At 64.0% G+C, this 23,810-nt stretch carries 29 protein-coding genes; 13 read left to right on the forward strand and 16 right to left on the reverse strand.

Features of this window, described 5'->3' with window-relative positions; all coding sequences use genetic code 11:
* The first annotated feature begins 16 nt into the window (after positions 1-16).
* The 3 genes from FS507_RS11540 to FS507_RS11550 all read left to right on the forward strand — a co-directional run bounded on the left by FS507_RS11540 (position 17) and on the right by FS507_RS11550 (position 2,188).
* Positions 17-379: a cyclophilin-like fold protein gene (locus tag FS507_RS11540; RefSeq protein ID WP_145942944.1), complete on the forward strand. Its 363-nt coding sequence runs from the start codon at positions 17-19 to the stop codon at positions 377-379.
* A gap of 4 nt (positions 380-383) precedes the next feature.
* Positions 384-1,112: an SDR family NAD(P)-dependent oxidoreductase gene (locus tag FS507_RS11545; protein ID WP_145942945.1), complete on the forward strand. Its 729-nt coding sequence runs from the start codon at positions 384-386 to the stop codon at positions 1,110-1,112.
* Positions 1,113-1,192: 80 nt separating this feature from the next.
* Positions 1,193-2,188, forward strand: a complete 996-nt coding sequence (locus tag FS507_RS11550; protein WP_260853364.1) for an aldo/keto reductase — start codon at positions 1,193-1,195, stop codon at positions 2,186-2,188.
* Between the two features lie 18 nt (positions 2,189-2,206).
* On the opposite strand, the gene FS507_RS11555 is transcribed toward FS507_RS11550, so the two are convergent.
* Complete coding sequence (locus tag FS507_RS11555; protein ID WP_186314661.1) at positions 2,207-3,577, reverse strand: glycosyltransferase family 87 protein; 1,371 nt, start codon at positions 3,575-3,577, stop codon at positions 2,207-2,209.
* A 296-nt stretch (positions 3,578-3,873) separates the two neighbouring features.
* Here FS507_RS11555 and FS507_RS11560 point away from each other — a divergent pair, with 296 nt between their 5' ends.
* Positions 3,874-4,914 carry a pirin family protein gene (locus FS507_RS11560; protein ID WP_260853366.1) on the forward strand — a complete coding sequence of 347 codons (1,041 nt, stop codon included), beginning with the start codon at positions 3,874-3,876 and terminating at the stop codon, positions 4,912-4,914.
* Positions 4,915-4,984: 70 nt separating this feature from the next.
* On the forward strand, positions 4,985-5,455 hold the full coding sequence (locus tag FS507_RS11565; RefSeq protein WP_145942948.1) for a carboxymuconolactone decarboxylase family protein: 471 nt from the start codon (positions 4,985-4,987) through the stop codon (positions 5,453-5,455).
* A gap of 40 nt (positions 5,456-5,495) precedes the next feature.
* On the opposite strand, the gene FS507_RS11570 is transcribed toward FS507_RS11565, so the two are convergent.
* The 3 genes from FS507_RS11570 to FS507_RS11580 all read right to left on the reverse strand — a co-directional run bounded on the left by FS507_RS11570 (position 5,496) and on the right by FS507_RS11580 (position 8,121).
* Positions 5,496-5,810 carry a hypothetical protein gene (locus tag FS507_RS11570; protein WP_145942949.1) on the reverse strand — a complete coding sequence of 105 codons (315 nt, stop codon included), beginning with the start codon at positions 5,808-5,810 and terminating at the stop codon, positions 5,496-5,498.
* A 268-nt stretch (positions 5,811-6,078) separates the two neighbouring features.
* Positions 6,079-6,663, reverse strand: a complete 585-nt coding sequence (locus FS507_RS11575; protein WP_186314662.1) for a nitroreductase family protein — start codon at positions 6,661-6,663, stop codon at positions 6,079-6,081.
* 84 nt (positions 6,664-6,747) lie between these two features.
* A complete protein-coding gene (locus FS507_RS11580; protein ID WP_145942950.1) occupies positions 6,748-8,121 on the reverse strand; it encodes a glutamate decarboxylase in 1,374 nt (457 codons plus the stop codon).
* 99 nt (positions 8,122-8,220) lie between these two features.
* Here FS507_RS11580 and FS507_RS11585 point away from each other — a divergent pair, with 99 nt between their 5' ends.
* The 5 genes from FS507_RS11585 (at position 8,221) to trhA (ending at position 11,591) form a co-directional block, all read left to right on the forward strand.
* On the forward strand, positions 8,221-8,622 hold the full coding sequence (locus tag FS507_RS11585) for a YidH family protein (protein WP_260853370.1): 402 nt from the start codon (positions 8,221-8,223) through the stop codon (positions 8,620-8,622).
* Complete coding sequence (locus FS507_RS11590) at positions 8,619-8,978, forward strand: DUF202 domain-containing protein (RefSeq protein WP_145942951.1); 360 nt, start codon at positions 8,619-8,621, stop codon at positions 8,976-8,978. The genes FS507_RS11585 and FS507_RS11590 overlap by 4 nt, the downstream gene beginning before the upstream one ends.
* Before the next feature lie 10 nt (positions 8,979-8,988).
* Positions 8,989-10,179, forward strand: coding sequence for an MFS transporter (locus FS507_RS11595; protein WP_186314663.1), 1,191 nt, complete (start codon positions 8,989-8,991; stop codon positions 10,177-10,179).
* Positions 10,180-10,324: 145 nt separating this feature from the next.
* Positions 10,325-10,900, forward strand: a complete 576-nt coding sequence (locus tag FS507_RS11600; RefSeq protein WP_145942952.1) for a 1-acyl-sn-glycerol-3-phosphate acyltransferase — start codon at positions 10,325-10,327, stop codon at positions 10,898-10,900.
* A gap of 10 nt (positions 10,901-10,910) precedes the next feature.
* A complete protein-coding gene (gene trhA, locus FS507_RS11605) occupies positions 10,911-11,591 on the forward strand; it encodes a PAQR family membrane homeostasis protein TrhA (protein ID WP_260853371.1) in 681 nt (226 codons plus the stop codon).
* 63 nt (positions 11,592-11,654) lie between these two features.
* On the opposite strand, the gene FS507_RS11610 is transcribed toward trhA, so the two are convergent.
* From FS507_RS11610 to FS507_RS11645, 8 genes are all read right to left on the reverse strand, one after another.
* A complete protein-coding gene (locus FS507_RS11610; protein ID WP_145942953.1) occupies positions 11,655-11,858 on the reverse strand; it encodes a cold-shock protein in 204 nt (67 codons plus the stop codon).
* Positions 11,859-12,078: 220 nt separating this feature from the next.
* Entirely contained in the window at positions 12,079-12,675 is a 597-nt protein-coding gene (locus FS507_RS11615) for a methylated-DNA--[protein]-cysteine S-methyltransferase (protein WP_145943050.1), read from the reverse strand.
* Positions 12,676-12,695: 20 nt separating this feature from the next.
* On the reverse strand, positions 12,696-13,181 hold the full coding sequence (locus FS507_RS11620) for an RNA polymerase sigma factor (protein WP_145942954.1): 486 nt from the start codon (positions 13,179-13,181) through the stop codon (positions 12,696-12,698).
* Between the two features lie 59 nt (positions 13,182-13,240).
* A complete protein-coding gene (locus tag FS507_RS11625; RefSeq protein ID WP_145942955.1) occupies positions 13,241-14,545 on the reverse strand; it encodes a replication-associated recombination protein A in 1,305 nt (434 codons plus the stop codon).
* A gap of 13 nt (positions 14,546-14,558) precedes the next feature.
* Positions 14,559-14,945: an MmcQ/YjbR family DNA-binding protein gene (locus FS507_RS11630; protein WP_145942956.1), complete on the reverse strand. Its 387-nt coding sequence runs from the start codon at positions 14,943-14,945 to the stop codon at positions 14,559-14,561.
* Positions 14,942-15,979, reverse strand: a complete 1,038-nt coding sequence (locus FS507_RS11635) for an alcohol dehydrogenase catalytic domain-containing protein (RefSeq protein ID WP_145942957.1) — start codon at positions 15,977-15,979, stop codon at positions 14,942-14,944. The genes FS507_RS11630 and FS507_RS11635 overlap by 4 nt, the downstream gene beginning before the upstream one ends.
* A gap of 80 nt (positions 15,980-16,059) precedes the next feature.
* Positions 16,060-16,572 carry a methylated-DNA--[protein]-cysteine S-methyltransferase gene (locus FS507_RS11640; RefSeq protein ID WP_440130351.1) on the reverse strand — a complete coding sequence of 171 codons (513 nt, stop codon included), beginning with the start codon at positions 16,570-16,572 and terminating at the stop codon, positions 16,060-16,062.
* A gap of 623 nt (positions 16,573-17,195) precedes the next feature.
* Positions 17,196-17,834, reverse strand: coding sequence for a histidine phosphatase family protein (locus FS507_RS11645; RefSeq protein WP_260853372.1), 639 nt, complete (start codon positions 17,832-17,834; stop codon positions 17,196-17,198).
* Here FS507_RS11645 and FS507_RS18525 point away from each other — a divergent pair.
* Positions 17,833-18,108, forward strand: a complete 276-nt coding sequence (locus FS507_RS18525) for a hypothetical protein (RefSeq protein ID WP_260853373.1) — start codon at positions 17,833-17,835, stop codon at positions 18,106-18,108. The two genes, FS507_RS11645 and FS507_RS18525, sit on opposite strands and share 2 nt — an antisense overlap.
* 67 nt (positions 18,109-18,175) lie before the next feature.
* On the opposite strand, the gene FS507_RS11650 is transcribed toward FS507_RS18525, so the two are convergent.
* From FS507_RS11650 to FS507_RS11665, 4 genes are read right to left on the reverse strand one after another with little or no spacing between them, the layout of a single operon-like run.
* Positions 18,176-18,949: an SDR family NAD(P)-dependent oxidoreductase gene (locus tag FS507_RS11650; protein WP_145942959.1), complete on the reverse strand. Its 774-nt coding sequence runs from the start codon at positions 18,947-18,949 to the stop codon at positions 18,176-18,178.
* A 51-nt stretch (positions 18,950-19,000) separates the two neighbouring features.
* Complete coding sequence (locus tag FS507_RS11655) at positions 19,001-19,813, reverse strand: SDR family NAD(P)-dependent oxidoreductase (protein ID WP_145942960.1); 813 nt, start codon at positions 19,811-19,813, stop codon at positions 19,001-19,003.
* 34 nt (positions 19,814-19,847) lie between these two features.
* Positions 19,848-20,660, reverse strand: a complete 813-nt coding sequence (locus FS507_RS11660; protein WP_145942961.1) for an SDR family NAD(P)-dependent oxidoreductase — start codon at positions 20,658-20,660, stop codon at positions 19,848-19,850.
* A gap of 34 nt (positions 20,661-20,694) precedes the next feature.
* Positions 20,695-21,624 carry an alpha/beta hydrolase gene (locus FS507_RS11665; protein ID WP_145942962.1) on the reverse strand — a complete coding sequence of 310 codons (930 nt, stop codon included), beginning with the start codon at positions 21,622-21,624 and terminating at the stop codon, positions 20,695-20,697.
* A 208-nt stretch (positions 21,625-21,832) separates the two neighbouring features.
* On the opposite strand from FS507_RS11665, the gene FS507_RS11670 reads away from it, so the two are divergent.
* Positions 21,833-22,786 (forward strand): helix-turn-helix domain-containing protein, encoded by a 954-nt coding sequence (locus FS507_RS11670; protein ID WP_186314664.1) that lies wholly within the window; start codon positions 21,833-21,835, stop codon positions 22,784-22,786.
* 226 nt (positions 22,787-23,012) lie between these two features.
* Positions 23,013-23,723, forward strand: coding sequence for a YoaK family protein (locus tag FS507_RS11675; protein WP_145942964.1), 711 nt, complete (start codon positions 23,013-23,015; stop codon positions 23,721-23,723).
* The last annotated feature ends 87 nt before the right edge of the window (positions 23,724-23,810 follow it).

Raw genomic sequence — 23,810 nt, forward strand, 5'->3', positions numbered from 1 at the left:
CAGAGAGGACGACCCAATGGCCGACACCCCCGTCCGCATCACCCTGGGCGAGCAGACCATCGACGCAGTGCTCCATGACAACCCTGCCGCGAACGCCCTGCGCGAGCGCCTGCCTCTTGAACTGGAGTTCCGCGACTACGCCCGTCAGGAGGTGCTTGCGGATCTCCCTGAGCCACTCACGATGAACGGTATGCCCGAGGGCTGTGACCCTGAGATCGCCGACATCGGCTACAACCACGGGCACCAGGTCATCGTGTTCCACTACTCGAAGATCGGATACTGGCCCGGGACCGCTGTGCTGGGGCATATGGACGTCGACGCGACCACCTTTCGGGGATGGAGTGAATCGAAGACCGCCCGTATCGAGGCGGTGGGCTGATCCAGTGGCCCGCATATTCGTCACCGGGGCATCGTTGGGTCTGGGGCTGCGTACGGCGACCTCGCTTGCCGAGGGGGGACACGAAGTTGTCCTTCACGCCCGGAGCGCCGACCGTATCGGGGGCCCAACGGTGCTGCAGCAGATGCACGGACATGTCTACGGTGATCTCGCTGACCTTGAGCAGGTCCGCAGTGTGGCCGGCCAGGCTGACCGTTACGGTGCGTTCGACGCCGTGATCCACAATGCCGGTGTCATCGGCGGTCCAGACCTCACCGCCGTGAACGTCATAGCACCGTATGCGCTCAGCGCTCTGTTGCAGCGTCCGGCGCGATCGATTGTGCTGTCGAGTTCCATGCACTATTCCGGCTCGCTGGACGGGGCGACCACAGCGATCGCGGGTCGGAGGGATACGAGTTACAGCGACACCAAGCTGTGGGTGACCGCGCTCTTTCACGGGATCGCACTGCGTTGGCCTGATGTACTGGTCCATGCGGTCGACCCAGGGTGGGTGCCAACCCGTATGGGAGGGCCGTCGGCCAGCGATGATCTCACAGAAGGGCACCGTACCCAGGAATGGCTCGCGACCGCCGCCGCCGACGACATCGTCCCGCATAGCGGTGGATACTGGCGTCATTTCGTGGCAGGAGATCCACACCCGGCGGTACACGATGAATTATTCCATGACGAGCTGATCGGTGCGCTTGAAGAACACACCGGGCTCAGCCTTCCGTAGCCGGTCCTGGTCGGGTGGCCCTGAGACGGGGGCCTTCAGAGGGTCTCCCTTCCCACCGGGTGCGGTCGTAGCGTGGGGGTATGAGTAAAAACACGATGGAATATCAGCACCTGGGCCGTTCCGGGCTCCTGGTGAGCAAGATCGGGCTGGGATGCATGAACTTCGGTGATGCCACCGGTGAATCTGAAGCGTTCGGGATCATGGACCGGGCGGTCGAGCTCGGCGTGAACTTCTTCGACACCGCGGATGTCTACGGTGGTCCGCAGAAGCCGGACATGGAGCAGGGCTTCGGCACGTCCGAGGAGATCGTCGGCAAGTGGCTCAAGAAGTCCGCTCACCGCGACGACGTCGTTCTGGCGACCAAGGTCTACCAACCCATGGGGCTGAGCCCGAACGACCGCCGACTGTCCGCCTACCACCTCAAGCGCGCCTGCGAGGCGAGCCTGCGCCGGTTGCAGACCGACCACATTGACGTCTACCAGATGCACCATGTGGACCGGTCGACGCCGTGGGAAGAAATCTGGCAGGCGATGGAGCAGCTCATCGCCGAGGGCAAGATCACCTACGTCGGCTCCAGCAACCACGCCGGGTGGGACGTCGCGACCGGACAGATGACCGCCACCGCACGCAACACACTGGGGCTGGTGTCCGAACAGAGTCTGTACAACCTGACGAACCGAGCCGTCGAGCAGGAGCTGATCCCTGCTCTCGAGCATTTCGGTATTGGACTGATCCCGTGGAGTCCGCTGGCCATGGGGGTGCTAGCAGGACGCCCGAAGGACGGGGAGAAGACCGAGCGCCGTGCCCTTCAAGGTGATGCCTACGACGCAGTGGCTGACCAGCTTGATGCCTACGAGTCACTGTGCGCGGAACTCGGACACTCGCCCGCAGAAGTCGCCCAGGCCTGGCTGCTCCATCAGCCCGTGGTTTCGACGGTCATCGCGGGCTCACGGACGACAGCACAGCTCGAGGCAGCCGTGGACGCTCTTCATGTGAACTTCGACGACAGCGCTCTGGACGAACTCGACCGCATCTGGCCGGGCCCGGGTACTGCGCCGATGTCCTACGCCTGGTGAAGCAACGGCGGGCAGACATCATGTGGGTTGTCGGCTCAACGAGGGTGCGGCCTGGCCTCTGGATGAGTGTTCTCCGGTAGTTCCGGTTGCACTGTGGCGCCCTGTCGGTGTGGGCTTCCGCGCAGCAATGACCACCGTGATGAGCGTGATACTGAGACCGAGTAGGGCGGTGAGGTCGGCCCACGGTAACGCGATACCGGCGTTGAGGTGGCGGCTGGTCACCTGGTCATTCAGGGGCGGGTAGAGCAGGAGCGTGAACGTGGAGACGGCAATGACCGTGGCTGTTGATCCGCGGTGTTCCAGCGTGAACCCGAGAATGAGCGAGCCGAAGATCACGGGGATGCAGACCAACGCATAGTGATTCCACATCAGGCCTGACGAGATTGTTGCGGCGGTGTAGGCCCCGAGGAGCACGATGACAGCGGAGTGGTTCCTGTTGAGTCGGGCTGCGAGGACGGCCCCGGCGAACAGCACCACAAAGACGACGACAGGGTAGATCGATGTGATGGTGGGGGTGTCGGTCACGATCGGGGCGATACCGTCGCGGTCGGCGGCATCGTTGAGTGACAGTATCGAGGCGAAGGACCTGTTTGTTCCGGTGACGATGGTCTCCGACGACATCCGCGTCAACGTGTCGATCCAGGTGCCGAAAAGCTGGGTGCCGCCGGAGATCAGCGAGGCGAGCACGGCGAGGATCGCTGTCATTGCCGCAGAGATGCCGCCTTTCCGGTAGTTGCGGAACAACAGCATGAGCGGGATGAGCCCGAGGGGCGTCAGCTTGATCACCCCGACGAGACCCAGCATGACGCCGCCGGTGAGTGGTCTGCGGGGGATGACGGCGATGCTGCAGATCGTCAGGCAGAGGATCAGGGGAGTGGTCTGGCCGAGCCAGGACCCGGTCTGGAACGCGCTGAGGAACCATCCCGCCACGGTCGCGGGGACAAGGACCAGGAACGGAATGCTCGTTTTCGCCCACAGGGCCCAGGAGGCGCTGATGAGAATGGGCAGACACAGTCCACTGATGAATGTCAGACCGGTGACTGAGGCGTCGAAGTCCATGAGGTTGGTCAGAGGGGATATCAGCTCGGCGAGACCTGGTATGTGGACGTAGGGGTGGGGCGCCACGGAAGTGTCGTGGTTGCTGATGATGTCGCGCCAGGCAGGGCCTGACCATGCAGCGAAGTCGGAGGGGTCGTGGTCGTAGATATGTTCCTTGTCGCCCTGGTTAGCCAGGGTCCCGGCGATCCACAGTGATGACCAGTCGTCCGGTTGTTGCCGCCCGTTCCAGAACAGGGAGTTGATGAAGCCACACACCAGCGCAATGAGGGTCACCGGAAGTGTGAGAACTGCAGGCGGTGCGATTCTGGCGGGGTGGACGGCAGCGGGCATGGGCATAAGAGTAGAGGACGCTTGATTTACATCATTGATCGCATATGGATTCGCACCGGTAGACATACGGCGTTCGACGTGAGGTACGGCCCACCCCTCACTATCCTCTTACAACTTCTCTGAACTCCCCGGCGCAGGTTCGACCAGGTGAAGTGCCACTGTCCGAACCGTTGCATCGGCCCCGGCCGGTTCAGCGAAGACGACGTCCGCGATACTCTTCACGAGGACGAGCTACACTGAGGTAGTTGATGTATCAACTATCTCCGTCGTGAACGATGCCGGTTGAAGGGTCCGCAATGTCGAACACCGAAGAACATCCCGTCCCCGTGCGCTGCGGCGACGGCGACACCCACGTCCCCGTCGAGATCATCACCGCCCGCGACGTCCCCCTCGGCGGCCCGCGGGCGATGACGGTGCACCGGACGTTGCCGCAGCGCCGACGCAGTCTCATCGGCGCATGGTGCTTCCTCGACCACTACGGCCCTGACATGGTCGCGGACACCGGCGGCATGGACGTACCTCCGCACCCGCACACGGGCCTGCAGACAGTGTCGTGGCTGTTCGACGGCGAGATCCGTCACGACGATTCCCACGGCATCCACGACACCGTCCGTCCAGGTGAGATCAACCTCATGACGGCCGGGGCCGGGATCTGTCACTCCGAGGTCTCCACGGAGAATACCGCGGAGTTGCACGGCGTCCAGCTGTGGACCGTCCTTCCCGAGCATGCCAGGCACGGGCCGCGTCGGTTCGACCACTACGCGCCCCGTCCCGTGTCCTTTGACGGAGGTTCGGCACTGGTGTTCCTGGGCAGTCTGTTGGGCTCGACATCGCCGGTGCCCACCTTCACGCCCCTCGTCGGCGCCGAACTCCGGCTGGGTCCGGGAACGCGGCTGGTCCTCCCGGTCGACCCGTCCTTCGAGCACGGCTTTCTCGTCGATGCAGGAGACCTCACCGTCGGTGGGGTGGCGGTGGCGCGGACAGAACTGGCCTACACCGGTACCGGCGCGGACTTCGTGACCGTGGAGAACACGGGCCACACCGACGCGAGGATCATCATGATCGGTGGTGAACCTTTCGGTGAAGACGTCGTGATGTGGTGGAACTTCGTCGGTCGTGATGACGCGGAGATCCGACGGTACCGCGAGGAATGGAACTCGTACGGTGCCAGGTTCGGTGAGACCCAGGGGTACATACCCCACAACCCGGACGGGCCGTTCCGGCTGCCTGCACCGGAGATGCCCGAGACGCACATCCGTCCCCGTGGTAACCCTGCCTCCGTGGCCCGGGCCGGGGACGATCCCTACCGCCCACGAACAGAGGAGAACCGCTCATGATCGACACTCACGACGCGGCGACGACCGCGTGCCTCGCTGTCGTCAGCAAGCACAAGGAGGGTGGTGCCGAATGACCCGGCGACCGTATATCGACAAGATGAACCCGGAGGTCTACCGCGCGCTCAACGGTGCGGTCCGGGCCGCACGGAAATCCTACGACGAGGCCGGGCTGCCGCTGGACCTGGTCGAGCTGGTCAACGTCCGGGTCTCGCAGATCAACGGTTGCCCGACGTGCCTGAGCATCCACATCCCGGCGGCCCGCGAGGCCGGAGTGGATCAACAGGTCCTGGACCTGCTGCCCAGTTGGAGGCAGGATACGTCGCAACTGTTCACGGCCTCTCAGCGTGCTGCGCTGGAGCTTGCCGAGGCGCTGACGGAGCCGCAGCCCGGGCGTGGTCACACCAGCGTCGAGGACGCCGTGACGGCGGCGTACGGGGAGTTCAATGAGCAGCAGATCAGTGCCCTGGAGTGGGCGATCGTGCTGATCAACGCATACAACCGGATCTCCATCGGGTCGGGGCACCCGCCGGTCCGCCGGTGACCGCTACCAGTAATCCGAGAACCGGTAAACGGAGTGCGTTCTACGGTCGGTGCATCCGCCGCCGTATTTCCCGTGCCTGTGCGCCGGTGACCACGATGGCGACACCGGTGTCGAGTGCTTCCTCCAGTTCAGAGGCATTCAGCCTGTGGAGGGCGGCGGCCGTCAGCGCCTCACCGTGAATATCGGTCAGGATTGTATCGGGATCGAGAGCATAAACTTGACTCGTCGTGCGGACTACCTGCGGCTCGGGGAGAAGCAGGCCAGACGCTTCGAGTGCGGCGACAGCAAGATGCCGCTCATATTCAAACCGGATGTACCCCTCGAGGGCCGTGTGGGCTCGCCTGTTGTCACGCAAGAGTCACAGTTTCTGCAGTTGTGCTGGTGTGGTCGTCACGGGTCCCCCCGACGCCCCTCCTGCAGCCTCCGGAATCCCGCTTCCGGAGCGCGGTCTCATCCCGCCCTAAGAACTCATGCATAACGTGAACAGCGTAGTGTCACCCAGACAGTTGAACACCACCCCTAAGGACCCTTTCCATGACCCGCGCCGCGCAATCGGTTGGCGGAACCTCCCCTGCCCACTACACGGTGGACGACAAAAGTAGAGTTGCTCCGTTCCGCCGCCCTCAGTCGTTGACCAGCACCGACTCCACGAGAGGACGCCGCGTACGCGGCGCATTTTCCCGGGCGAGCACAGCGTCATCGGCATCGCCAGCGTCTCCGGGCACTCCGACGGCGATCACGGTGAGCGGGACCAGGTCCTCGTCGAGGGAGAACGCCTGTGCGACCGCCACCGGGTCGAATCCGCTCATCTGATGCACCAGCAGATCATTGGCATGTGCCTGAATGGTGAAGTACGCCGCCGCCTGACCAGCGTCGTAGCGTGCCTCAGGAAGCGGGCTCCCGTCCTCGCCGACGGTCTCGGTGAGGACCACCACGAGTGCGCCGGCGTCCTTGGCCCACCCCTGGTTGACGTCGATCAGTGAATTCAGCACCGTCTCGTGGGCGGAGCTTCCTCGACGGGTCACCAGGAAACGCCACGGCTGACGGTTGTAGGCGGACGGTGCCCACCGGGCGGCCTCGAGGGCGCTGCGCAGTGCGTCCTCGTCGACGGGGGAGTGGGGGTCGTAGAGGCGTGGGCTCCAGCGGTTGGCGATGACGTCGAGGACGGGGACGTCTGTACGTGCGGTGCGGTCGTTGATGAGGGTCATGTCCGGGATCAACCCCGCGGCCGGGTCACATGTTCCCCTTCTTTTCAGGAGGAATTGTGTGGGATACCACGTCGACCCCGCCGCTCAGTGATGGAAACCCGAACGCTCATCGTCGGGCGGTGTGCCGTCGGCCTGGTTGAGGTGGTGCACGCAGCTCCGGATGTCGCGTACCAGGAAGGACGCCAGGTCGTGACTCATGCCGTTGCGCACGACGATGCGCTGCACGGTGACATCGGTGAGGTTGTCAGGCATGGGATAAGCGGGGACGATCCACCCCTTCATCCGCAGCCGGTCTGACAGGTCATACAGCGTCCACTGCCTGTCGGAATCATCAGCGAGTCTCCACGCGAAGACCGGGATGTCCTGCGCCTCATTCCACAGCTCAAGCTCCGGCAGCGAGCCGATCTCGGTGGCGAGATACCGTGCCACGTCAATGGTGTTCTGCTGCACCCGTCGGAATCCGTCCATTCCGAGCTGGAGGAACAGATAGTACTGCAGCAGGACCTGCGCGCCGGGACGGGAGAAGTTGATGCCGAAGGTCGGCATGTCACCACCGAGATAGCTGACCCGTGACACCAGATCCTCGGGAAGATCCTCGGGCTGGCGCCACACGATCCAGCCGATTCCCGGGTAGACCAGGCCGTACTTGTGGCCGGAGACGTTGATCGACGCCACCCGGGGAAGACGGAAGTCCCATTCCAGGTCGGGCTGCAGGAAGGGGGCGATCATGCCACCGGAGGCGGCGTCGACGTGGATCCGGATGTCCAGACCCGTGTCCTCCTGGATCCTGTCGAGCGCCGCAGCGATCTCCTTCACCGGTTCGTACATGCCTGTGTAGGTCACGCCCAGGATCGCCACCACCCCGATGGTGTTCTCGTCGACGTAGTTCTCCAGGTCGTGCCCGTCGAAGACCTTGTGGTCCTCCGTGATCGGGACGAACCGGGGTTCGACGTCGAAGAAGTTGCAGAACTTCTCCCAGCACACCTGCACCGCAGACGACATGACGATATTCGGACGGTCGGTGGGGGCGCCCTCCTCGCGTCGACGGTGCTGCCAGCGGCGCTTCAACGCCAGCCCACCCAGCATGCAGGCCTCGGATGATCCCATCGTCGACGTCCCGGCGGTGTTGTCCGGGTCGGGTGCATTCCACAGTGCGGCGATCATCCGCCAGCACCGGTCCTCGATGTCCGCCGTGGCCGGGTACTCGTCCTTGTCGACCATGTTCTTGTCGAAGGCTTCACGGTAGAGGCGGTTGGCGTAGTCATCCATCCACGTTCCGACGAATGTCGCCAGGTTCATCCGCGCGTTGCCGTCGAGCATCGCTTCATCGTGGATGATCTGGTAGGCGGTCTCCGGGAGAGACTCGGAGTCCGGGAACCGGTTACGGGGAAAGCTCGTGGCTTCGCCGACGCGGGCGAACAGGGGGTTGAGTTCAACGTTCCGGCGGTCGTCAGTCATTGCTGTGTGTACCTTTCGTCCGGGAGTCGCTCACATGGCTCCGTGTGCGACAGTACCGCCTCGACGAGGTCAGGGGTGTGCGGACTAGAATGTTTCACCGTGAATGGAAATGCAGGTGAATCTCCGGACCGCGGTGATGACGGCCGCTCAGCACTGTCGAGGGCCCTGTTTCCTACCGGGACCGATCCCGATCCACGGTTCACACTGGCCAATGAGCGGACCTTTCTGGCCTGGATGCGTACAGCCCTGGCGTTCATCGCTGGCGGCGTGGCACTGGAGGCGCTGCCGATCGACACCGTCCCGGAGGATCTCCGGAATGCAGCTGCGCTGGTGGCTCTCTGTCTCGGGATCCTGCTGGCCGCCGGCTCTGCGTTCCGGTGGCTGCGGATCGAACGTGCCATGCGCGAACAACGGCCCCTTCCTGCACCGGCGATCGTCCCGGCCCTGTCGGTCGGTGCCGTCGTCGTCGCCGTCGTACTCGTGGTCCTGGTGCTGTTGTGACAGAGCGACCGACATCGTGGGCGGATCCGCCACCGATTCCGGTGGCGGATCCGGGGCTGCAGCCGGAACGGACCAGTATGGCCTGGGGACGTACGTCGATGGCGTACCTGGTGGCTGCGGCGGTGACGCTGCGGTGGGTCCCGTATTACGGTGTTGCGGTCGTCCTTGTCACAGGTGGGCTGGTGCTTGTCGCGTTGGGCATCTACGCAGGGCAGCGACGTCGCTACCGGCAGGCTGCCCTCGGCATCCTCAACGACCGTCTGAGGGCCTCCGGCGGCGCGGTCATCGCACTGGCCTTCTGCACCGTGGCGTTGGGGCTGCTCAGTGTGTACTTTGTCGTCACGGAATCCTTGTAGAGGAGGGCGCGTGACCAGGTGTCCGGGGCTCCGTGACAATCCCGTGGTCCAACGGGGGACGGTGGCGCTTGTCCAGGTGTTATGCCTGGCCACGTGGTTCTCTGCATCGGCTGTGGTCCCGTCACTGCAGGATGAGTGGGGGATCAGCCTCAGCGCCTCGGTGTGGTTGACGGCATCGACACAGGTCGGTTTCGTGGCCGGGGCCGTCGTCTCCGCCCTGGTCAACCTCGCTGACCGGGTACCTGCCCCACTGTTGTTGTCGGCGAGCGCCGTGGGCGCAGCGGCGGCAACCGTGGCCTTCACACTCATCGCCGACGGCCTCGCAGTCGTGGTGCCGTTGCGGTTGCTGACCGGGGTGTTCCTCGCCGGCGTTTACCCGGTGGGCATGAAGATCATGACCTCATGGTCACCGGGGGTACGTCGCGGGCGGTCGCTGGGGATCCTCATCGGTGCTCTGACGCTCGGCTCCACCCTGCCTCACCTGATCGGCACCGTGGACGTGGACTGGCGTGTGCTCATGGCCGCCGCTGCCGGTGTGACCACGGTCGGAGCGGTCCTTGCGCTGCTGGTCCTGACCACCGGACCGCACCTGTCGTCCGGCACGACCGTCCCGAATCCGCGTTACCTGACCACACTGATCATCCGGCGGAGTCCCCGGCTGATCAACATCGGGTACCTCGGGCACATGTGGGAGCTCTACGCCCTGTGGACGTGGTTCCCGCTCTTCGCGGCTGCTGCCGTCGCTGGTCGCGGCGCCACAGACCAGACCCTCAGTTTATGGACGTTCGTCGTCATCGGCGGGGCAGGTGTCGTCGGTTGTCTTCTCGGCGGGTGGGCGGCCGACCGGTTCGGGCGAAGGGGCACCGCCGCCGTCGCACTGACGGTCAGCGGCCTGTGCTGCCTGTTGTCTCCGGTGATGTACACCGCGGGGCCGGTGCTGCTGACCGTGCTGGCGGCGGTGTGGGGTGCATCGGTGATCGCCGACTCGGGCGTGTTCTCCACGATGCTCAGTGAGAATGTCGACGGAAACGTCGCCGGAACGGCGCTGACGGCGCAGACGGCCGCAGGGTTCCTGGTGACCGTGGTCAGCATTCAACTGGTCGGGATACTGGTACCCGTGCTGACCTGGCAGTATGCCTTGGTTCCCCTGGTGATAGGGCCGGTGGCGGGGGTCGTGGCGATGGGAAGACTACGTGGATAACCGTCGGGCTACCGCCCCTCTCTTGACCGAGCTCGGCCACGAGCGGACGCAGCGGTGGAACGTCCCGCCGAAGAGCCCGCGTCGTAGTCAGCGCCAGCTCTTGAGTCCAAGAGTAACTGTGCGGCACACCATGTAATCTGGAGCAATGGTAAAACGGCTCATCGCCAGTGCGTACTGGTTCATCAGTAGATGGCACCTGGTCTCCGAGCCTGCGCCGCGACGCCCCACGATTCTTATCGGTGCCCCGCACACCTCCAACTGGGACTTCATCCTCATGCTCGGCATCGCCTGGAAGCTGGGTATCAGGATCCGGTGGCTGGGCAAGGACAGTCTCTTCGACGGATGGCGCGGCCCGGTGATGCGTGGTCTCGGGGGAATCTCAGTGGACCGGGAATCTCCGGAGGAGGTGGTGGGCGACCTCGTACAACACGTCAGTGAGGACCGGGCGACCGCGATCGTCATCACGCCGGACGGGACCCGGGGCCCGCACACTCACTGGAAATCCGGTTTCTACCGGCTCGCCGAGCAGACAGGGTTGCCTGTGACGCTGGGCTACGTCGACCGTCCGACGATGACCACCGGCCTCGGTCCGACTATCGACATCACCGGTGACGTCGCCGCGGACATGGAACGCATCCGTGATTTCTACCGGGACAAGTCGGGGTTGCGCCCGGCGGCGCGCGTCGAGCCGCGCCTACGGAATGAACTGGGCACCGACTGAGAGAAACGCCATGTCTACACGTCGCACCGTCTTCTACCGCGGTCCCCGTCCCGTGCTGCGGGGCTACCTGCATTTGTTCGCGTTCTGGTTCTTCCTCGGCACAGGTACGAGCCTGACTGTCCTGTCGTTCTCCAACACCGGATTCTCCACGTTGGCGGTGTCGACGGCTGTCTACGCGCTGTGCCTGGCCGGCATGCTGGGAGTCTCGGCGTTGTACCACCGGGTTCCCTGGAAGAGTGAGGGGTCTGTCCAGGGATGGCGCAGAGCCGACCATGCCATGATCGCGATATTTATCGCGGGTACCTACGGGCCCGTCTTCGTCGGCGCGGATGCGCCGGGAAACAGGACGCCGATCCTCGTCCTGTGTTGGTTCACCGCGCTTGCCGCGGTTGCGGTCAACATCCTGTGGATCAACCACCCGCGGTGGCTGTCCGTGTCCATCTATCTCTGCCTGGGATGGATCGCGGTGTTCGGCATGAAGATCCTGTGGACCGGGCTGACGGCGCCGGAACTCGTCCTCATCATCACCGGCGGGGCGATCTACAGCCTCGGTGCACTGGTGTACGCACTGAAATGGCCGACAATCAGCGAACACTGGTTCGGCTTCCATGAGGTCTTCCACGCCGGGACCATCATCGCTGCAGGTCTGCACCACATCGCGATCTGGATGATCGTCCTGAATGCCGGCTGAGGGCAGAGGAAAGCCCCGGCACCAGCCGTCTACGACGACGATGCCGGGGCTGGAAAACCTCGTTTAGACGGCGGTCACGCCGACCGCTGCCGGGCCCTTGCGGCCGTCCTCGGTCTCGAAAGTGACCTTCTGGTTCTCCTCCAGGCTGCGGAAACCGCCGCCCTGGATCTCGGAGTAGTGGACGAAGACGTCGGAAGAGCCGTCCTCGGGAGAAATGAAACCGAAACCCTTTTCGGCGTTGAACCATTTGACAGTGCCGTTGATCATACGATCTTCCCTTCTTCAGTGTCAGTGTCCGGATCCTTCCGTCCACTGGGTTGACCGAATGTTCCTTGAGGAATCAGTTCGCGTCCTAAAGACAACTTCCGTGAACTTGATTCCTCCCGGTACCCGGAAGGGAAAAACAACTCAGAAACTGTAACCAGCGTTCACACTACACTCTGTCGGGGTGAAAGCCAATGGTGAACCGGGATGAGGGTGTGCACTCTCATGCGCCGGACGTCGTCTCCAGTTCCAGCAGGGCCGACTTCGCCTCCAGTCCACCGAGGTATCCGCCGAGCCCGCCGTCGCTCCGTAGCACCCGGTGGCAGGGGACCACGACGGGCAACGGGTTCGTCGCGCACGCCGTGCCCACCGCGCGTACAGCCTTCGGATTCCCGATACTCTCGGCGACCTGTTTGTAGGACCGGGTCTGCCCGTAGCCGATGTGGGGCAGGTAACGCTGCACCTCCTGCCGGAAGCCGGAGGACATCGCGAAGTCCAGGGGCAGGTCGAACCCCTGGCGACGGCCCGAGAAATACTCGTCGAGTTCGGTGGCCACGGCATCCAGGCGGGGCCGGGATTCCAGCACCCGTGGGCTGACTCTCTGGGCCAGCGCCGTCAGTACGGCGTCGAAGTCCTCCAGGCCGAATGCCACGCGGACCAGCCCTTTCTGCGTGGCGGCGACAAGCAGCGGGCCGATCGGGGAGTCGACGGTGCGGTACGCCACGTCGAGGACGCCCGAGGCCGCCGCATCGTCGGCGAGGCGGGTCCGCAGGCGTGCCAGGTCGGCGTCGTCCACAGGGAAGAGAGGCAGGTCGGTCATCGAGTCGGCCATGGGGTCGGTCACGGGGATTCTCCTTCGGTGAGGTACGTCCGGCGTAGCGCCCGGATGCCGTCGGCGCTGGCACGACGCACAGCGGCGGCACTGCCACCGATCAGCGCGGCGGTCTCCGCATGGGGCAGGCCGCCGAAATAGTGGTAGGCCACGGCAAGGCGTTGCCGTTCGGGGAGCGCCGCCACCGATTCCCACACGGCGGCACTGCCGTCGCCGGGGTTGCCCAGAGCGGACACCCGCTCAGGCAGTTCGTCGGTGGGGACGGCATGGCGCTGCCGTCGGCGGGTGATGTCGATGGCCTTGCGGTGGGCGACGCGGACCAGCCACGCCTCCACGTTCGTACCGCCCTCCAGCGAGGGCCAGGAAGGAAGCAAGGCGAGGAATGCCTCCGACCAGGCGTCGTCGGCATCGGCTCCCGGACCGAGGACGGCGCGGCAGACCCGCAGCACGGTGGCCCCGTGCTGTCTGACCGCCTGCTCGAAAGGTGTTGTCATCGTCATCACACGGTAGTCGCACCGGACGGGCCGAATGTGAGATCCGGGCCCGGGAAAACCTACCGACGTCCGTCCCGCAACTGTTCCCAGCGCAGGATCCGGTCGCGGATCGCCTTCTCATGCCCGTTTCCGGACGGTTCATACAGTGTCTGCCGGTCGACGCCGTCCGGGAAGTAGTCCGCCCCGGAGAACCCGTCATCGGAGTCCGGGTCATACTGGTAACCCTCGCCGTACCCGAGATCCTTCATCAGCCGTGTCGGCGCGTTGAGAATGTGCGCCGGCGGCATCAGTGAGCCGGTCTTCTCCGCCAGGCGGGTGGCGGCGGTGAATCCGCGGTAGACAGCGACTGATTTCGGTGCCGTCGCCAGGTACACCACGGCCTGCGCGATGGCGAGTTCACCTTCCGGCGAGCCGAGCCGTTCGTACACGTCCCAGGCCGCGAGTGCCTGGTGGACGGCCTCCGGATCGGCGAGCGCGATGTCCTCGGTGGCGAACCTGACCAGACGCCGGGCGATGAACAACGGGTCCTCACCGCCGACGAGCATGCGCGCGAGCCAGTACAGGGCGGCATCCGGATCGGAGCCGCGCATGGACTTGTGGAGGGCCGAGATGAGGTTGTAGTGGCCCTCCTGCGACTTGTCGTAGACCGGGGCCCGCTGCTGCACCAGCTGCAGGAGCCCGCCCACATCCAGCGGACCAGGGACGGCCTGCACCTGTTCGACGAGGTTGAGCAGGTAGCGTCCGTCGCCGTCAGCCAGGGCCAGCAGTGTCTGCCGGGCCTGGTCATCCAGCGGGAGGGATCGCCCCGAGATCTCCTCGGCTTTCGTGAGCAGTGACTCCAGAGCCGTGGTGTCCAGACGGTGGAGGACATACACCTGGCACCGTGACAGCAGCGCGGCGTTGAGTTCGAAGCTGGGGTTCTCTGTCGTTGCGCCCACCAGCACGATGGTCCCGTCCTCGACATACGGGAGGAACGAATCCTGCTGTGCGCGGTTGAAGCGGTGGATCTCGTCAACGAACAACAGTGTGCCTTGGCCGACCTCCCGGCGCTTCTGCGCCGCCTGGAACACCTTGCGCAGTTCGGCGACACCGGAGAATGTCGCCGAGAGGGGAGCGAAGTGCAGACCTGTTGCGTCGGCCAGCAGGCGGGCGATGGTTGTCTTGCCGCACCCCGGTGGCCCCCAGAGCACCATCGAGGTCAGGTGCCGTGCCGACACCATCCTTCCGACCGGGCCGTCGGGTCCCAGCAGGTGATCCTGGCCCACGACGTCGGCGAGAGCCCGTGGGCGCAGGCGGTCAGCGAGCGGACGTGACCCGTCGTCTGGTCCGGACGGTTCGAACAAAGACGGTGTTTCCTGCATCATCGACACGTTCCCTTCACTCCGGACGGTCCTTGACCGGCAGCTGCGCTCGTGCCAGCTCATAGGAGTCCTGGACGAGCTCGGCCACGAACACCGAGGTGACGCCCGGTCCCGCCGCGACAGAAACCCAGTGTCGTTTGTTCAGGTAGTGGCCACGGCTGACCGACTCGTATTCGTGCCGGAGTGCCTCGCCGTCGTCGGGATCGACCTTGACTGTGATGATCCTCAGTTCGGGATCGTCTTCGGTAACGATGAGGAAGACTTTCCCGGCGACTTTCCACACCTGGAGATGGTCGGTGAACGGATAACCGTGCGTCACCCCCGGCAACCCGGATGCCGTGTCCTGCGCGACGCGCTGAACGTCCGGGTCGGCCGGCGGCTCCTGCGCGGGGTCTCGTGTCACGGCACCAGGACGATACGCCCGCTGACCTTGCCGTCCCGCAGGTCATCGAAGGCCTGTACCGCGTCGTCGAGGGAGTACTTCGTGGTCTCCACGTGGAGCTTCCCCTGCTGGACGAGGGCGACGGCCTGGCGCATGTCCGAGCGGGTTCCTCCGTAGGCGCGTTCGATGTTCACGCCCCACGGCAGGTCCGAGCTGTCGGCCTTGTAGGTGAACTCCCCGCCGCCGAGGCCGACGAACCGGATGGCACCACCGACTGCGATGACGGACAGGGCCAGGTTGACGGTCGGTTGCACGCCGACGAAGTCAAGGACGACGTCTGCGCCGCGGCCACCGGTCTCCTCCATGATGCGGGAGGCGGCGTCAGCGTCGCTGAGCAGTGCGACGTCCGCGCCGTGGTTGGCGGCGTAGTCGACCTTGTTCTGGTCGGTGTCCAGGGCGATGATCCGCGCACCGGTGGTGGCGGACAGGATCTGCAGGCCGACGTGACCGAGTCCGCCGATGCCGATGGTCACCACGGTCGCACCGCCGACGAGGCGGTCACGGACACTGTTGACAGCGTGCATCGGCGTCAGGGCGGCGTCTGCCAGCGGGGCAGAGGTGACCGGATCAAGGTCGCCCAACGGGTCGAGGTGGTGTTCCTTCACTGCGATGTACTCGGCCATGCCGCCGGGGGTTCCGATGCCAGGTGACAACGGGGCCATGGAACCGCGGGGGCTGGCGACCTCGCATTCGTTGTCGCGGCCGGCCAGGCACTTGTCGCATTTTCCGCAGCCGAGGACGACCGCCACCAGTGCGCTGTCACCGACACCCCAGCCGGTCACCGCGTCACCGGTCTTCTCCACGACACCGGCGACCTCGTGTCCCAGTGTTTCGCCGACCAGGGGGTTGTCGTCACCCCCGGCGATGATATGCAGGTCAGAGTGGCACAGGCCGGCTCCGGAGACCTTCAGCAGGACCTCATCGGCCTCAATCTCCGGAACGGGCTTCTCCTGCACCTCAACGGTGTTGTTCCGGACGTAGGACACTGCTCGCATGACTGCTCCTTCTTCGAGAACTGAGCGCGGGGCCATCACCCCGTTCATCTCTCTACGCTACGCTTTATTCACGCCCAGCTTCAGAACAGTCGTGACGAGGATATTTCCACAGGTTCCTCCAGCTCCAGCAGCCGGCGCTTCCGCTCCAGACCACCGGCGTACCCGGTGAGGGAACCGTCGGCACCGACCACCCGGTGGCACGGGATGATGATGCTGACCGGGTTCTGTCCGACGACCTGCCCGACGCGCTGGGCGAGCCGGGGATTCCCCAGGGACGCGGCCAGCGCACCGTAGGTGGTGGTCCCTCCGTAGGGGATCTGCCGAAGCAGTGCCCACACCTTCTCCGAGAAGTCGTTGCCGTGGGTGGTGATGGGAACGTCGAATGACTTACGTGCCCCCTCGAAGTACTCCGTAAGTTGGATGGCCGTCATGTTCATCAGCCCGTCTTCGACCACTTCGACGCGCTCGCCGAAAAGGGTGTCGGCGGGAAGGGAGGAGTGGCCGGGGAAGTACAGGCCCGTCACCGCATCCGCATGGGCGACCACCGTCAGCTCGCCCAACGGTGTCAGCATCTGCGTGTGTCGTGTTGTCACGTCAACCACCACCTTGCCCGGTTATCCTGTCCGTGTACGGGGTAGACGCCCCAGTGTGCCGGAAAGTGAGGGCCGGGGCGCCGGGGTCTTCTATGAGGGGTGCCCATGCCGTCGTTGACCAAATACTGGGCACCGGTGACGGGACCCGCTAATGTTGCTCCGGGGCCGCCGTGTTGTTGGTTACGAAAAACGAGTATCCCGGGGGACGGCCCTAAACAGGGACGGCAGAGCGGGCCCATCGACGGCGCTGCTAGGCTCTTGCTGCGAACTATGCGGATGCGTTGAAGGCACCAGGTCCGCAACGCACGGTATCTCGTTCTGTTCGTTATCTAAGGAGAACGAGGGTGTCGTAACGACCAAGCCGAAGCTGAGATACACGCTTCAGGGCGACTCAAGTTTCTCAGGTCGCACGATCAAGCAGATGCATGGCGGTCAAAGCCTGGATCTGCATAAGCCAGGGAAACCGGGAGCGTCTAGCACGGGACGAATCTATAACGCCCTCGCACTAACCAGGCCAGCGAAGCGCCCTGAACTCATGTCCGCCAGGAGACCCGATTGAGTCAAGCGTGTACTGCCAGTTCAAGATCCCCGAAGGGGTAGCGCAATCTTGTAAGGGCTCTGAGTCAGTCAATGGGATCGGCCGTCATTGAAGCTCCCGGGAGACCTTCTGGATCTGAATTCCATTCGACAAGTTCCCAGCCTTCCGCAGGAGAGCCTTCGACAATAACCTCACCAGTGTTCTGCAACAGTTCGTCACGCATGAGGTCACCCCCTCCTTCGGTGTTCATCAGGACCCAGGACATGATCGATCCCGCATGTGCGAATATCACTGGCCGAGTGTCGCCGTTATTTTCGATGGATTCCAGGGCCCCGTTGAAGAGAGCCTGAAAATCCTCGCCACTGATAGATCCCGGTATTCGAGCAGAGATATCCCCGTCGATCCATTCCAAGGGCGTCGCCAGGTAAGTGTCAATCACCACGTCATCTGGTGTTCCCTCCCAGTCCCCGGCGGGGATCTCTCGGACCCCGGGGAGTATCTGGACCGTCTTTTCATGCCTCTCTGCGGTAGGTTGGGCGGTCAACTGTGTACGGTACATGTCTGACGCGTATATACCATCGAACGGTTCGTCAGCGAGACGTTCTGCGGCTGCGTCGGCCTGTTTATGCCCAAGCTCAGTGAGCCCGGGCCCCGGGACTGAGGTATCTAGCAACCCTGAGCTGTTTCCCGCTGATTCTCCGTGGCGCACAAGTGTGATGGTCATGGTTTTCTCCGAGGCCTCGGAATCGCTGGAACTCCCGCAGGCAACCAGAAGAGTGAAAACTGCTGAGGTTGATATAGCTGGCCTAATAAAACTTCTTATAGACGGCCCTCGGCGTAGGGTGTCCCGCTTCCTTCCGATATGTTGTGGGTGGTTCTTCGGCATGATATTCCCTCCATGGAATAGGGCAGCAATTTCTTATGAAGTGGCGCTGATCAATTGGTGGAGAGGGGGAGGTAGGTTCTTTGTTTCCTTTCTCGTCACAGCTTTGACTTAGTCCGTCTAAACGGACAATGCATGGCGTCTGACCGGGCCAGAAGGTCAGGCCAGTGGTGCCGTGTAGTTCACGGGGTGGCACCCATGCCGCCGTCGACGCGGTACTGGGCACCGGTGATGAAGGTGCTCTCGTCGCTGGCGAGGAACAGGACGAGATTGGCGACGTCGACGGACTCGGCGTAGCGGCCCAGGGGGATACGACCGGCGAAGTCGCGTCGTGCCGACTCGGAGTCCTCCTCGTTGAAACCCGACTCGATGGAGCGCATCATCCTGGTGTTCACCGGACTCGGATGCACGGAGTTGACCCGGACTCCGCTGCCTTCCAGCTCGAGCGCCGCGGTCTTCGTGAGGCCTGAGACAGCATGCTTGCTCGCGACATACGGACTGAGGTTCGCCGTGCCGTCGAGTCCGGCGTTGGAGGACATGTTGATGATGCTGCCGCTGTTCTTCTCCGTGAGGACGGGGAGGACATGCTTCAGGCCGAGGAAGACTCCGAGGACATTCACTGCCTGAACCTTCTCGAAGTCCTCTGCCGCAACGTCCACGAGCGGTTGGATCTTACCTTCGATACCGGCGTTGTTGAAGAGGATGTCGACCGTTCCGAATGTGTCGACGGTTTCCTTGACGTAATTGGCAACGTCTTCCTCCTTGGTGACGTCAGCCTGCACGGCGCGGATGTCGCCCAGCTCAGAGAGCTCATCCCTCGCTGATTCGAGGGCGGCAGCCGACATGTCGACGATGACGACCTTGGCACCTTCTTCAAGAAATCGCCGTGCTGTCGCTTTGCCGATTCCGCCGGCACCGCCAGTGATGATGGCGACCTTGTTCGCCAGTCGAGTCATAGAGATCTCCTTAGGGTTGTGATGTGACTTCAAGAGGGCCTGACAGGAACATCAGGCGGCAGTGAAGCCGCCGTCCACGGTGAGGGTCGAACCGGTCACCCAGCCCGAGTCGTCGCTTGCGAGGAACGCGACGGCGTTCGCCACATCCGCGACAGTGCCGAGTTCCGGCCACGGTGACTTGTCGTGCAGCGACTTGTTGACCTCCGGGTCCTCCAGGAACGGACGGACCATCGCGGTCGACAGAAAGCCCGGGCACACTGCGGTTGCCCGGATGCGTTCCGGGCCGAAGTCGACGGCGAGCTGCCGGGTCAGGTTCACGACCCCGCCCTTGGAGGCACAGTAGCCGGGCTCGGCCGCAAGACCCACCAGTCCGCCGATGGAGGCGATGTTGACCACGTTGCCTCTGGATCCGTTCTCACCGACCTCCTGCTTCATGAACTGTGTGATCGCGGCCTTGCTGCCGTTCCACACACCCTTGAGGTTCACGTTGAGACTCCGGTCGAAGTCCTCCTCGCTCTCGTCGAGGATCGTCGCCAGGCCTGTGAAGATTCCGGCATTGTTGACCATCAGGTCCAGCCGACCGAATTCGGAGACGGCGTAGTCGACAAGCGCCTGGACGTCGGCGAACGCGGATGCGTCAGCGGTCTGAAAGCGAGCCGTACCGCCGTCCCGGGTGATGGCCTCGTGGGTCGGGACGTCCGCGTCGTCCTCGTACCCGCCACTGACAGCTTCGGCGCGCAGGTCGGAGCATACGACGGCGAAACCGTCCGCGGCGAGTTTCCGGGCGATTGCCCGGCCGTTGCCGGAGCTTGACCCGGTAACGATGGCGATCTTCTGTGGTGACTGTGTTGACTGTGGTGACATGGTGTTCTCCTTGTCCTGGTGGATAGGCGCGGCGCTACACGGAGTAGCGGCAGAGGGTCTCGCCGCCGTCGACGGTGGCGAGCGAACCGTGAATGTAGCTGGACTCGTCACTGGCCAGGAACAACGCCAGTTCGGCGACGTCGGCGGGCTCACCCCACCGCTTGAGCGGGACGCTCTCCTCGAAGGTCTTCATGAACTCCATGTCGTCGAACAGCTCGCGGGTCAGCGCCGTCTTCGCGTAGGTCGGGCAGATGCCGTTGATTCGTACGCCCTCTTGGCCGTACTCGATGGCGGCACAGCGGGTCAGGTTGGCCTGGGCACCCTTTGAGATGTTGTAGGGGGACTGCTTCGGATGACCCTGCAGTCCGGCGGTGGAGACGAGGTTGACGATGGTCCCGGTCAGGCCGTTGTCCGTGCGGCCTTGCGTGCGGAACTGACGCACTGCGGCGACGGTACCGAAGTAGGTTCCCTTGACGTTCACGTCGAAACACGCCTGGAGGTCGTCGACGCTGAACTCGTCCATGAGCTTCCCACCACGGAAGATACCGGCGTTGTTGAACATCACGTCGAGACGTCCGTAGGTGTCGACCGCGGTCTGTACAGCGGCGTTCACCTGGTCCTCGTCAGTGACATTGCACTGCACGAACACGGCCTCGCCGCCTGCTGTGGTGATCGCTTCGGCGGTCGTCATCTGGGCGTCATCCTCGAAGCCACCGGACAGCGGCTCTTCCCGGAGGTCAGCGACAACGATCTTCGCTCCTTCCTCGGCAAAGAGTTTCGCGCTCTCGCGGCCGAAGCCGGAGGATGCACCGGTGATCAGTACGACTTTGTCCTGCAGTCTTCCCATTGTTCTGTCCTTTTCTTGAGAGTGCGAGATGTTGTTAGCGGGTGAGGTGTTCGGTGAAGAACCGCGCCTGGGTACCGGCGGACTCGTCGAACCCGTCGATGTAGGCGTCGAAGTGACCGCCCGGAAGAATTTCGAGCTGCTTGGGTTGCAGAGCCTGTTCGTAGCCCTCCAAGGCAGGCTTGGTGGGGGTGACGACGTCGTTTTCGGCGACACACATCAGCAGTGGGGTCGGGGCGATGAGACGGAGGTACGCGCCGGGCTGGTACTCGGAGAAGTACTCGACGCTGCGCAGGGTGCAGGAGTTCCCGAAGGCGGGGGCGCGCAGTTCGCGCGTGCCGTTGTACCACTCCCAGGAATCGGGGGTGGGCAGGGCGCTTGGTGCGGTCGGGTCGGGGTTCACGACCTCGACGGACACCGGTTCTTCGCCGCCTGCCCGGGCACGGCGGTCGTTGTTGAACTGCTCGCGGAAGCCGTCGACGTAGTCGGCACGGACGAGCTGCCGGAAATTCGCGTCGCCGTCGATCAGCGGCACCTGCGACGACACCGCCTTGACGCGACGGTCGGTAGCCGCGACGACGATGACGTGGCCACCGGAGTAGCTGGATCCCCAGATACCGATCCGTTCGGCGTCGACGCCGGGGAGGGTCTCGGCGAAAGTGATCGCGTTACGGAAGTCGGCGACCTGCGTCCACGGATTCACCTCACCTCGCGGGGTGCCGTCGGAGGCACCGAGGTTCCTGTTGTCGTAGCACAGGACGTGGAAGCCTTCACGGGCGAAGACGTCCGCGTACCTGTCGAGCCACATCTCCTTCACTGCGGCGAAGCCGTGGCACATCACGATGACCGGCGCGGGGCCGTCCACGCCCTGGGCCTCAAAGTGCCAACCGCGCAGGGTGACGCCGTCCGAATCGAACTCGACGTCCTTTCTGTAGTCGCCACCGTAGAGTTCAGCCTGCCCGTTCATCTGCCCAACCTCCTGGAAAGTTCCTGTGTTCTTTCTGCGCTGTCGGTAGCGCATGTTTCCACCGTATTCAGTTGGAGCTCAAAATGACTTGAATCACAGGGACGGAGAATGGCCAGTCCGTGCCACATGGCGCAGAAAAGGTTGCCATCGAGTGCCAACGGTGGCTCAATGGAGATGTGAACCCCTCCCCACCAGTATCGAAAGCCGGATGATCGTGAGCGATTCCCCCTATGACTGGAGCTTCCGGACGGATTCTGTGGACATCGCCGTGGAATCCTGGAGCAGGATGCTCAGCGATAATCACCTCAGCTGGTCCGTCGACGAACTTTTCTGGCCGACAGAGAGCTTCGAGGCTGGTGTCCGCCGTCGAGCCCTGGGGGATCTGACGTTGGTGGACTGCGTCTGTGACCCCTCGACGGGCTCACGGGGAACCCGGGAGATGGCCACTGCCGACGACGAGTACTTCGTTCTCCTCATGGCACTTGACGGCGAGGAGGTGGTGGAGCAGGGCGCGGACAGTTCGTTGCTGACCCCGGGAACCGCGGTATTCTGGGACTCCACGGAACCGGCGTCGTTCCGGGTGAATCAGCGGTTGACGAAGCGGTCGCTTCTCGTTCCCAAGGCTGCACTTGCTGACTACGGCGCACGCGGGCGTCTCGGTTCAGGGAAGCGTCTCCGTGTCGATCAACCCGCTGTGCGGTTGCTGGCGAGTCATCTGGACATCGTCGCCGAAACAATCGATGACATGCCCCTGAATTCGATAGCCACGGTTCGCAACGCGACCATGGAACTGCTGTGCGCAGCGGTGATGGGGGACGCTGCACACAATGCGCAGTCCCCGGAAGCGATGGTCATGCAGGCCCAGCGGTTCATCGAGGAGCACTTGCGGCACCCGCGACTCGGGCCCGCCATGGTCGCTGACAACATCGGCGTATCAGTTCGTACCCTGCACAGGATTTTTTCCGAGTCAGGCTCCGGTGTCGCTGAGCTTATCCGGATCCGCCGGCTGGCAAGCGCTCGGGATGACATTCTCGCCGGCACTCCCGTCACCACGGCCGCGCGGCGGTGGCGCTATGCGGACGCGAGCCATTTCACGCGGTCCTTCAAACAGCACTACGGCATGACGCCGACCGAGCTGCTGGCCGGTGAGGCGGCAGCCTAGTCGGGGATATCTACCAGACCAGGTCTCGACCGCGGGCCCAGACGGAGCCGGTCGTCGGCGTCACTGCGGTGCGACGCCGCGTCTACACCACCGTGCCCGATTATGTGGCTGAGCGCTACTGTTCCGCTCGTGGCACGCGACTGGCTGTCCCGCCACGTACTATTGGTCGCTCCGACCCCGGGGCGCCTCGCGTGCCGGCTTCGTCCCCTCACCGAAAGCTCTCCACATGCCCCCACAGCATCCTGCCCTCGGCCCGTACTACGACCGCCGCGAGATGAACCTCGGCATCGTCCTCGCCGGACTCGCCGGGGCGATGGGAGCGGCCGCCTGGCTGCACACCTCCGGCTGGTACGTGACGTTCATGACCGGCAACACCGAACGGATGATCCTCGAACATCTCAAGGGCAACCACGTTCTCGGACTCGGCGCCCTGGCCACTGTGCTCGCGTTCCTGGTCGGCGTGATGGCCGCCACTCTGGCCCGCATCCACTGGTGGAAGAAATCCCGGCACGGCGCCACCCTGGTCACCATGGCCGCCGCCTACGTCGCCTGGCTGGTCGACGTGCTCACGAACGATTCCGACGCACCTCTCGGCGTCGTCCCGATCCTGTCGCTGGCCTTCGGTCTCGGCGCGTTGAACACCTCGATCAGCCGCCAGAACCAGGTCGCCATGCCGCTGTCGTACGTCACCGGCACCCTGGTGAAGATGGGGCAGGGGTTCGCTCTGCACCTGTCCGGGGTCCGACGCTGGGTGTGGGTCGCCCAGGTCGTGACCTACGCCGGGTTCCTCGCCGGGATCGTTCTCGGTGGGACGGTGTTCCACTCCATCGGCACACACAATTCGTTGGCGGCCCTGGCTCTGATGTCCACCGTGATTGCCGTGATCACCTGGAAACTCGACCATCCGCGCTTCGCGGACAAGGACGCGGGTGAATAGACCCCTCCGCGGACAGTGCCTGTGTCATCGGTCACGAAGCGGTGTTCACCCGCTGCGCTGCGTGCCGGGGCGTGTTATCACAGAGCC

Source organism: Corynebacterium glyciniphilum AJ 3170 (assembly GCF_007673095.1).
Taxonomy (GTDB): Bacteria; Actinomycetota; Actinomycetes; order Mycobacteriales; family Mycobacteriaceae; genus Corynebacterium.